We start from the raw sequence: 7,928 nt of genomic DNA, 5'->3' as shown, positions 1-7,928 counted from the left end.
GGGCCCCCCCTCCGCGGGCACTCCTCGTCGGTGACCCCCCGGGGGGCCCCCTGGGTGGGGGGGTTGGTGCGGCGGCCATCGGCAATTTTACTGGCGAGTAATGGGCAGTTCGCTACCGGACTACCCCGAAATGGCCACCTCAGTAGTCGCGAGACATCACGTTGGCCAGCGGCTCGCCGGCGGCGAACCGCTCGAGCTGCTCGCGTACGACGCGGTAGGCGCGGGGCCACATCGCGCTCGACGCACCGCCGACGTGCGGGGTGATGAGCAGGTTGGGCGAGCCCCACAGCGGACTGTCGGCCGGGAGCGGCTCGGTCTCGGCGACGTCGATCGCCGCGTGGATCCGCTCGGTGGCCAGCTCGGCGACCAGGTCGTCGGTCACGACCACACCACCACGGGCGACGTTCACCAGCAGCGCGCCGTCCTTCATCCGTCCCAGGAGCTCGCTGTCGACCAGGCCGCGGGTCTCGTCGGTCAGCGGCGTGGCCAGCACGATCACATCGGCCTCGGGGACGAGCGTGTCGAGCTCGTCGAAACCGTGCACGCCCTCCCGCGCGGTCCGCGCGACCCCGACCACCTCGGTCTCGAACGGGAGCAGCCGCGCCTCGATGGCCCGGCCGATCGCGCCGTACCCGACGATCAGGACCCGCTTGTCGGCCAGCGACGGGAACCAGCCCGGCCGCCAGGCGTGCTCGTCCTGATGGCGTACGTGGCCGGGGATGCCCCGCAGCGACGAGAGCACCAGCGTGACGGCGAGCTCGGCGGTCGAGGTGTCGTGGATGCCGCGCCCGTTGCAGAGGGTCACCCCCTCGGGGATGTGGCCGCGGGCGGCGTCGACCCCGGCGGTGAGGAGCTGCACCACCTGGAGCGACGTCATCTGGCTGACGACGTCGAAGATGCGCGAGCCGAGCATGTAGGGCGGCAGGTAGAAGGCCACCTCGCCCACCGAGTCCGGCACCTCGACCTCGCCGTCGGCGAAGCGGGTGTGGTCGAAGAGCTCGAAGCGGAGCCCGGCGGGCACCTTGCCCAGCTCGGACGGGTCGAAGGGCAGCCAGACGAGGGGATCGCTCACGGGCCAGATCATAGGCGGCGGCAGAGCCGTTCGTGCCAGGCCAGCGCGGTGATGTCGGTGAGCGAGGCGACCTGGTCGATCACGACGCGGAGCCGGGCGGCGTCGTCGGCCGCGGCCTGCCAGTCGTCGGCGAACTGCCGGTCGAGATGGTCCGGCCCGGTGGAGACGAGGTGGTCGAGGAGCTCGCCGAGCAGGTTGCGCTGGCGGTCCATCTTCGCGGCCCGCTCGTCGGTGCGCATCACGTAGTGCGCCGCGATCCCCTTCAGCAGCGCGATCTCCAGGCGGGTCTGCTCCGGCACCACCAGGTCGGCGCCGTAGCGGACGTAGGGACCGCCGCCGGCGGCGTACGTCGCCTCCCGCACGGCCCCGCAGAACCGGCCGATGACGTCGGAGGTCAGGTTCTTGAGCATGGCCCGGGAACGGCGAGAGGCGTCGTACGCAGCGCCCTCGGCGATCCAGCAGCCGGCGGCACCCAGGTCGGCGATGGTCGAGGCCGCCAGGCTGCGGTCGAAGCCTGGGACGTACCAATCGGCGACGGTCGCGGCGACGCCGTCGAGGTCGAGGCGGGCGAGGTCGACCTTGCCGGCGACGATGCCGTCCTCGACGTCGTGGACGGAGTAGGCGACGTCGTCGGAGAGGTCCATGATCTGCGCCTCGACGCACTGGCGCTGCCCGGCATCCGCGGCACGCAGCCAGGTGAAGACGGACAGGTCGTCCTCGTAGACCCCGAACTTCGACCCCTTCCGCTCACCGAAGCCCCACGGATACTTCGTGCACGCATCCAGCGTCGCGCGGGTCAGGTTGAGCCCGACCGAGCGTCCGTCGGCGTCGAAGGTCTTCGCCTCCAGCCGGGTCAGGATCCGCAGCGTCTGCGCGTTGCCCTCGAACCCGCCGATCCCCTTCGCCTGCTCGGCGAGCACGTTCTCGCCGTTGTGACCGAACGGCGGGTGCCCGAGGTCGTGCGCGAGGGCCGCGGTCTCGGCGATGTCGGGCTGCGGCGAGTCCGGCCCGTTCAGGGCACGCGAGAGGTCGCGCGCGACCTGAGCGACCTCGAGCGAGTGAGTCAGCCGGTTGCGTACGAAATCGTCGGCCTGAGGGCCCACGACCTGGGTCTTCGCGGCCAGCCGGCGGGTCGAGGCGGCGTGCACCACACGGGCGCGGTCGCGCTCGAACTGCGTACGTTCCGGCGCGGCCACCCGCTTGGGCGGCTCGGCGACGATGCGCTCGCGGTCGTCGGCCCCATATAGCTCCACAGCCGAGAGGCTATCGCTGACTCAGGGCAGGAGGTCCGCGTAGGTCGCCGGGTCGAACCCGGAATCGTCGAGAACGTCCTTGATCGAGATGCCCTCGAGCTCGCCCAGGACGGCCTTCGCGACGCGGCGGTCGAGGTCGGTCAGGACTCCTTGGATGCTGGCACCGACCGGGCAGGCCGGGTTGGGGCCGTGGATGCCGAGGACGGGATCCTCACCCTGCAGCAGCTGCCATACCTGGGCGAGATTGACCGTCCTCGGGTCCGCGTCCAGCTCCCATCCCCCGTGGGCACCGGGACGGGACCGAACCAGGCCGGCCGTACGCAGCGGCCCGAGCACCTTGCGCACGTGGACCGGGTTGACCGCCGTGCTGCCCGCGAGCTCGTCGGAGCTGACGGGGCTCGTGCGGCCGACGGCGGCGCACGAGGCGAGGTAGGTCAGGACATGGACAGCCACCGCGAAACGGGTGTTCGTCGGGGCAGCCATACCCCTATCTTGCCTTATTGCCATCGCTATGACTACATTTATGGAACCGTCACCGCCGTGACTACAGTTTCGTCACTATCGATAGGACTCCCATGACCATCGCCATCACCGGCGCCTCCGGCCAGCTCGGCCGCCTCGTCGCCGACCAGCTCCTCGCGACCGTCGACCCCGCCGAGGTCGTGCTCCTCACCCGCGACCCCGCCAAGCTCGCCGACTACGCCGAGCGCGGTGCCGACGTACGCGCCGCCGACTTCGGCAAGCCCGACGAGCTGGTCGACGCCTTCGCCGGCGTCGAGCGCGTCCTGCTGATCTCCACCGACGTCGTCGGCGCCCGCGTCGAGGGCCACCGCGCCGCCATCGACGCCGCCGTCAAGGCCGGCGTGCGCCACATGGCGTACACCTCGGTGCCCGAGCCGACCCCGGACAACCCCGCCGGCGTCGTCGCCGACCACGCCGCCACCGAGGACGCGCTGCGCGAGAGCGGCCTGGCCTGGACCATGCTGCGCAACAACCTCTACGCCGACATGCAGGTCGACTCCGTCGCCCAGGCCGCCGCGAGCGGACAGCTGGTCACCAACATCGGCGACGGCGGCGCGGCCTACGTCACCCGCGCCGACTGCGCGGCCGTCGCCGCCGGAGTGCTGACGGGCGAGGGGCACGAGGGCAAGGCGTACGACGTCACCGGCCCGCAGGCCTACACCGCGACCGACCTGGCCGCGCTCGCGACCGAGAAGGCCGGCAAGCCGGTCGAGGTCGTCCAGGTCGACGACGAGGCCTACACCGCGGGCCTGGTCGCCGCGGGCCTTCCGGACTTCATCGCCCCGCTGCTCACCTCGTTCGGCACCGCGACCCGGCTCGGCAAGCTCGCCACCGTCACCGACGTCGTCGAGCAGGTCGGCGGCCGTAAGCCCACTCCCCTGAGCGCGCTGGTCTGACGTCGTGATGCCGGGGTCAAAGACCCCGGCATCATGCGGCCTCGGCAGGTCTAGCATGGGCTGAGGAGGACGACATGACTCATCCGTTTGCCGTGCAGGCCGGTGAGGGCCGGGTGCTGGCGACACCCACGGGCGACCAGGTCACGATCAAGGCCGATACCGCGAGAACCAACGCCTCGATGACGGTGCTCGAGTTCGTGATGGGCCCGATGCAGGGCCCGGCGCTCCACACCCATCTCCGCGAGGACGAGCTCTGGTACGTCCTCGAGGGAGACTTCCGGTTCAAGGCCGGGGACGCCATGCTGCGGGCCTCGACCGGCGGCATGGCGTTCGGGCCGCGCGGTGTCCCGCACTGCTTCCAGAACATCGGCGAGACCCCCGGTCGGCTGCTGGTGATCACCACGCCATCGGGGCTGGAGCGCTTCTTCGAGCACGGCGCCGAGGTGCTGTCCGGCCCCGCCGACCCGGAGACGCTCGCCGCCCTGGGGCGCGCCGACTGGCTCGAGTTCGTCGGCCCACCACTGAAGGTCTCCGACCCTCTCTGACGACGAAGCTCGTCGAGTCGGCGCGTCATGACGCGCCGACTCGACGGGTCAGTTGACCGCTACGTGCACGTGGTCGTAGTGGTTGGCCGTCGGGTCGCCGCGGTCCTCCATCGGGCGCCAGCCCTCGTCGGCGCGCACCGGGGTCCAGATGCGCTGGTACCAGATGATGTCGTAGATGTTCAGGGCCGCGGCGTGCTCCTGGACGAAGGCGGCGACGGCGTCGCCGAGCTCCTTGTCGTCGGTCATGAAGTCGAGGGCCTTGCCGTCGATGTGCTCGCCGTGCGGGTCGTAGCCGTAGGTGGTGCCCGAGGCGACCGCGGGGAACGCGTTGCAGACCGCGCGATAGAGGTCGACCGCGTCGGCGACCAGGCCGTCCTCGACCGAGGAGTCTCCGCAGGCCGAGAAGTCCAGCCCCGCCGGGGCGTCCTCGGACGGCGTCGGGGAGGGCGTCGGGGTCGGCGTGGGAGTGGGCTCGGGCGGAGGCTCGGGCTTGGTCTTGCCGAGGTTGCCCTCGGGGATCCACACCGGGTTGCCCTCCAGGACGATCTCCTGGCGACCACCCTCGTCGCGTCCGGTGTAGTAGACCGCGCGCCCGAGCTTCAGCTCACCGAGCTCCTTGGCGCGCTTTCCGTAGGAGGCGTAGACGGTGACGTCGTCCTGGACGTAGCGCAGCACCGCCTTCTGGGCGCCACCGCTGACCGACGTCGGCCGCTCGATCAGCGACTCGATCGTGGCGACATCACTCAGCGCTTCGGTCGACTTCTCACCCCCACGGTCGCCGCCGCGGCTCACCGTCGCCTCCCGGCCGACGAGCTCGCGCCGGTCGTTCGACATCCGGGTGTCTTCCGGCGTCTTCGGCAGCGCCGGGATCTTCGCCGCGGCCTTGACCTCGGCCTCGATACGTCGCTCGGTCGGCGTCGGCAGCCGGAGCCCGGACCTCTCCTCCACCTCCGAGATCACGATGCCGGGGTTCGCCGCGGCCGCTCCCGCGGCCATCGCACCGCTGGTCGCGAACGTGATGATCCCTGCGGTCGCCACGGCGTTCTTGGTTCTACGGACAGCTCGATAATCGCCTCTGTGGCTGGTGGCCACTGTGCAATCCTTCGCTCGACAATGTGGGGGTATCGCCCGAGAACGCCCTTCGCCACGTCTGCTGGAGCTGGGTCGTGAGCCCGGGCACAGCGCCTGAGTCAAGCACACACCTGCGGGGGTATCCCACCCTCTGCCGGAGACTTTGCGAAGTTGTGGATCTGCCGAACGAGCGAAAACGCAGGTCGGCCCGGGCCTGTGAAGCCCGGGCCGACCTGCGTACGGACGCAGTCGCAGTCGCGTCAGTTGGTCGAGACGTGCACGTGGTCGTAGTGGTTGGCGGTGGTGGACCCGCGGTCCTCCATGTAGCGCCAGCCCTCCGAGGCACGCACCGGCGTCCAGATCCGCTGGTACCAGATGATGTCGTAGAGGTTGAGCTCGGCTGCGTGCTGCTGCAGGTAGGCGGCGATCGCGTCGCCGAGCGCCTTGTCGCCGGTCATGAAGTCGAGCGCCTTGCCCGAGGTGTGCTCACCGTGGGCATCCCAGCCACCGACGGTCATGGAGGCGACCTCGGGGAAGGCGTTGCAGACCGCGCGGTAGACGGTGACCGCGTCGGCGACCAGGCCGCTCTCGACCGAGGAGTCGCCACAGGCCGCGCCGCTGACACCCGCGGCGACGCCGGTGGTCTCCGGCTTCTCGTCGCTGAGGTGGCCGCTGGTCACCCAGGCGACCTCGCCGTCGACGATGACCTCGTCGCGGCCGGACTCGGTGCGCCCGGTCGCGTAGACCAGCTCGCCGGCCTCGATCTCACCGGACTGGCTGGCGTGCTTGCCGTAGGCGGACCATAGGTTGAGCGTCTCCTCGGTCCAGCGCTTGACCGCCTTGGCGGTGCCGGTCTCGACCTGCTCGGGGCCCTTGGTCAGGGTCTCGACCGAGGAGACCGACTCACGGTCGCCTCCGTCACGGCTGACGACGGTCTCCCGACGGTCCCCGGCGACGCGCGCGTCGTCACGAGTGCTCGGCACGTCGGCGGCCTTGGTCGAGGAGAGGGAAGCGCCTGCGTTCTTGGCGATCAGGGAGGTCGGCTCCGCGAATGCGGCTCCGGCGCCGACTGCGGCGCCTGTCGCGAGAACCGCGACCCCTGCGCTGACAACTATGGATTTGGTCTTACGGACGGCCCGAGTGTCGCCTCTGTGGCTGCCGGCCACACGCAATCCTTTGCTCGACTACATGGTCTGTGCCCGAGTTTTCCCACGGTTTCAACGGACGAAACCCGTCGAGGGTTGTGCTGGTGGGGGCTCGGCACGGCATTGAGTACAACACACACGACAGGGGGTATTCCAATTCCCTTACCGAGTTTTTGCGTAGTTTTGTACCTGTCGAGCGACTGATTCCGAAGGCCCGAAACGCCCCTTCGGACCCGCTTGAAAGGGCCCCGGAACCTCAGCCGCCGGAGGTCTCCGACACGTTCTCGGCGAACCCGCAACCACGCCCGTCCGCGTCCTCGAGCCACCCCTCCGGAAGGACCACCTTGTCCCGCGGCGCACCCTGGCGCCCGCGCGGCGCACCCAGCTGTGACGAGGGGAAAGGCTCGTTCGGGTCGAGCTTGGCGAGCATCTCGTCGAGGTCGGCGAGGCTGTTCACCAGGCCGAGGGTCCGGCGCAGCTCGCCACCGGCACCGAAGCCCTTGAGGTACCACGCGATGTGCTTGCGGATCTCCTTGCAGCCACGCTCCTCCCCCATGTGCTCGCAGAGCAGCTCGGCGTGGCGTCGCATGATGTCGGTCACTTCGCCCAGATTCGGCAGCACGTTGACCGCCTCACCGGCGAACGCCGCCGCCAGATCACGGAAGAGCCAGGGGCGGCCGAGGCAGCCGCGGCCGATGACGACACCGTCGACACCGGTCTCCTCGACCATCCGGATCGCGTCGGCCGCCTCCCAGATGTCGCCGTTGCCGAGCACCGGGATGTCGACGGACGCCTTGAGCTCGGCGATCGCGTCCCAGTCGGCGGTGCCCGAGTACGCCTGGGCGACCGTACGCCCGTGAAGCGCGATCGCGGCCGCGCCGCTCTCCTGGGCGATCCGGCCGGCGTCCATGTAGGTCAGGTGGGCGTCGTCGATCCCCTTGCGGGTCTTCATCGTCACCGGTACGTCGTACGGCGCAGCCGCCTTCACAGCATGCTCGAGGATCTCGCCGAGCAGACCGCGCTTGTAGGGCAGGGCTCCCCCACCGCCCTTGCGGGTCACCTTGGGCACCGGGCAGCCGAAGTTGAGGTCGACGTGCGCCACCCCGTAGTCGGCGCAGAGGATCTCGGTCGCCTTGCCGACGTAGACCGGGTCGGTGCCGTAGAGCTGCACGCTGCGCACGGTCTCGGCCTCGTCGAAGACGAGCATGTCCTTGGTGTGCTGGTCACCCTCGACCAGGCCGCGCGAGGTGATCATCTCGCACACGTAGAGGCCTGCGCCCTGCTCGGCGCACAGGCGCCGGAAGGCGGCGTTGGTGACACCGGCCATCGGCGCGAGCACCACAGGGGTGTCGACGGTCAGGCTGCCGAGCTTCAGAGGGCCAGGGAGAGACATGCCTCCCATTGTCCGGCCGGCGGCGTGACGT

The 7,928-nt window shown here is 70.2% G+C and carries 8 protein-coding genes; 2 read left to right on the top strand and 6 right to left on the bottom strand.

Annotated elements, in window-relative coordinates; all coding sequences use genetic code 11:
* Nucleotides 1–139 precede the first annotated feature (139 nt).
* From ACZ6WN_RS23380 to ACZ6WN_RS23370, 3 genes are read right to left on the bottom strand one after another with little or no spacing between them, the layout of a single operon-like run.
* A complete protein-coding gene (locus ACZ6WN_RS23380; protein WP_465868032.1) occupies nucleotides 140–1,072 on the bottom strand; it encodes a 2-hydroxyacid dehydrogenase in 933 nt (310 codons plus the stop codon).
* 8 nt (nucleotides 1,073–1,080) lie between these two features.
* The gene (locus tag ACZ6WN_RS23375; RefSeq protein WP_465868030.1) at nucleotides 1,081–2,325 is read right to left on the bottom strand and encodes a deoxyguanosinetriphosphate triphosphohydrolase; all 1,245 of its coding nucleotides are present in this window, start codon (nucleotides 2,323–2,325) and stop codon (nucleotides 1,081–1,083) included.
* A gap of 21 nt (nucleotides 2,326–2,346) precedes the next feature.
* Nucleotides 2,347–2,808 carry an Rrf2 family transcriptional regulator gene (locus ACZ6WN_RS23370; protein ID WP_465868029.1) on the bottom strand — a complete coding sequence of 154 codons (462 nt, stop codon included), beginning with the start codon at nucleotides 2,806–2,808 and terminating at the stop codon, nucleotides 2,347–2,349.
* A gap of 92 nt (nucleotides 2,809–2,900) precedes the next feature.
* On the opposite strand from ACZ6WN_RS23370, the gene ACZ6WN_RS23365 reads away from it, so the two are divergent.
* On the top strand, nucleotides 2,901–3,743 hold the full coding sequence (locus ACZ6WN_RS23365) for an SDR family oxidoreductase (protein ID WP_465868027.1): 843 nt from the start codon (nucleotides 2,901–2,903) through the stop codon (nucleotides 3,741–3,743).
* 74 nt (nucleotides 3,744–3,817) lie between these two features.
* The gene (locus ACZ6WN_RS23360; protein WP_465868025.1) at nucleotides 3,818–4,288 is read left to right on the top strand and encodes a cupin domain-containing protein; all 471 of its coding nucleotides are present in this window, start codon (nucleotides 3,818–3,820) and stop codon (nucleotides 4,286–4,288) included.
* 48 nt (nucleotides 4,289–4,336) lie between these two features.
* On the opposite strand, the gene ACZ6WN_RS23355 is transcribed toward ACZ6WN_RS23360, so the two are convergent.
* The 3 genes from ACZ6WN_RS23355 to dusB all read right to left on the bottom strand — a co-directional run bounded on the left by ACZ6WN_RS23355 (nucleotide 4,337) and on the right by dusB (nucleotide 7,897).
* Nucleotides 4,337–5,326 (bottom strand): VldE C-terminal domain-containing protein, encoded by a 990-nt coding sequence (locus ACZ6WN_RS23355; RefSeq protein ID WP_465868023.1) that lies wholly within the window; start codon nucleotides 5,324–5,326, stop codon nucleotides 4,337–4,339.
* Between the two features lie 293 nt (nucleotides 5,327–5,619).
* Nucleotides 5,620–6,342 (bottom strand): VldE C-terminal domain-containing protein, encoded by a 723-nt coding sequence (locus tag ACZ6WN_RS23350; protein ID WP_465868022.1) that lies wholly within the window; start codon nucleotides 6,340–6,342, stop codon nucleotides 5,620–5,622.
* Nucleotides 6,343–6,760: 418 nt separating this feature from the next.
* Nucleotides 6,761–7,897, bottom strand: a complete 1,137-nt coding sequence (gene dusB / locus ACZ6WN_RS23345) for a tRNA dihydrouridine synthase DusB (RefSeq protein WP_465868020.1) — start codon at nucleotides 7,895–7,897, stop codon at nucleotides 6,761–6,763.
* Nucleotides 7,898–7,928: the final 31 nt, after the last annotated feature.

It is taken from the genome of Nocardioides sp. NPDC054178, assembly GCF_055585005.1.
This window is presented reverse-complemented; position numbering and strand designations above follow the sequence as displayed.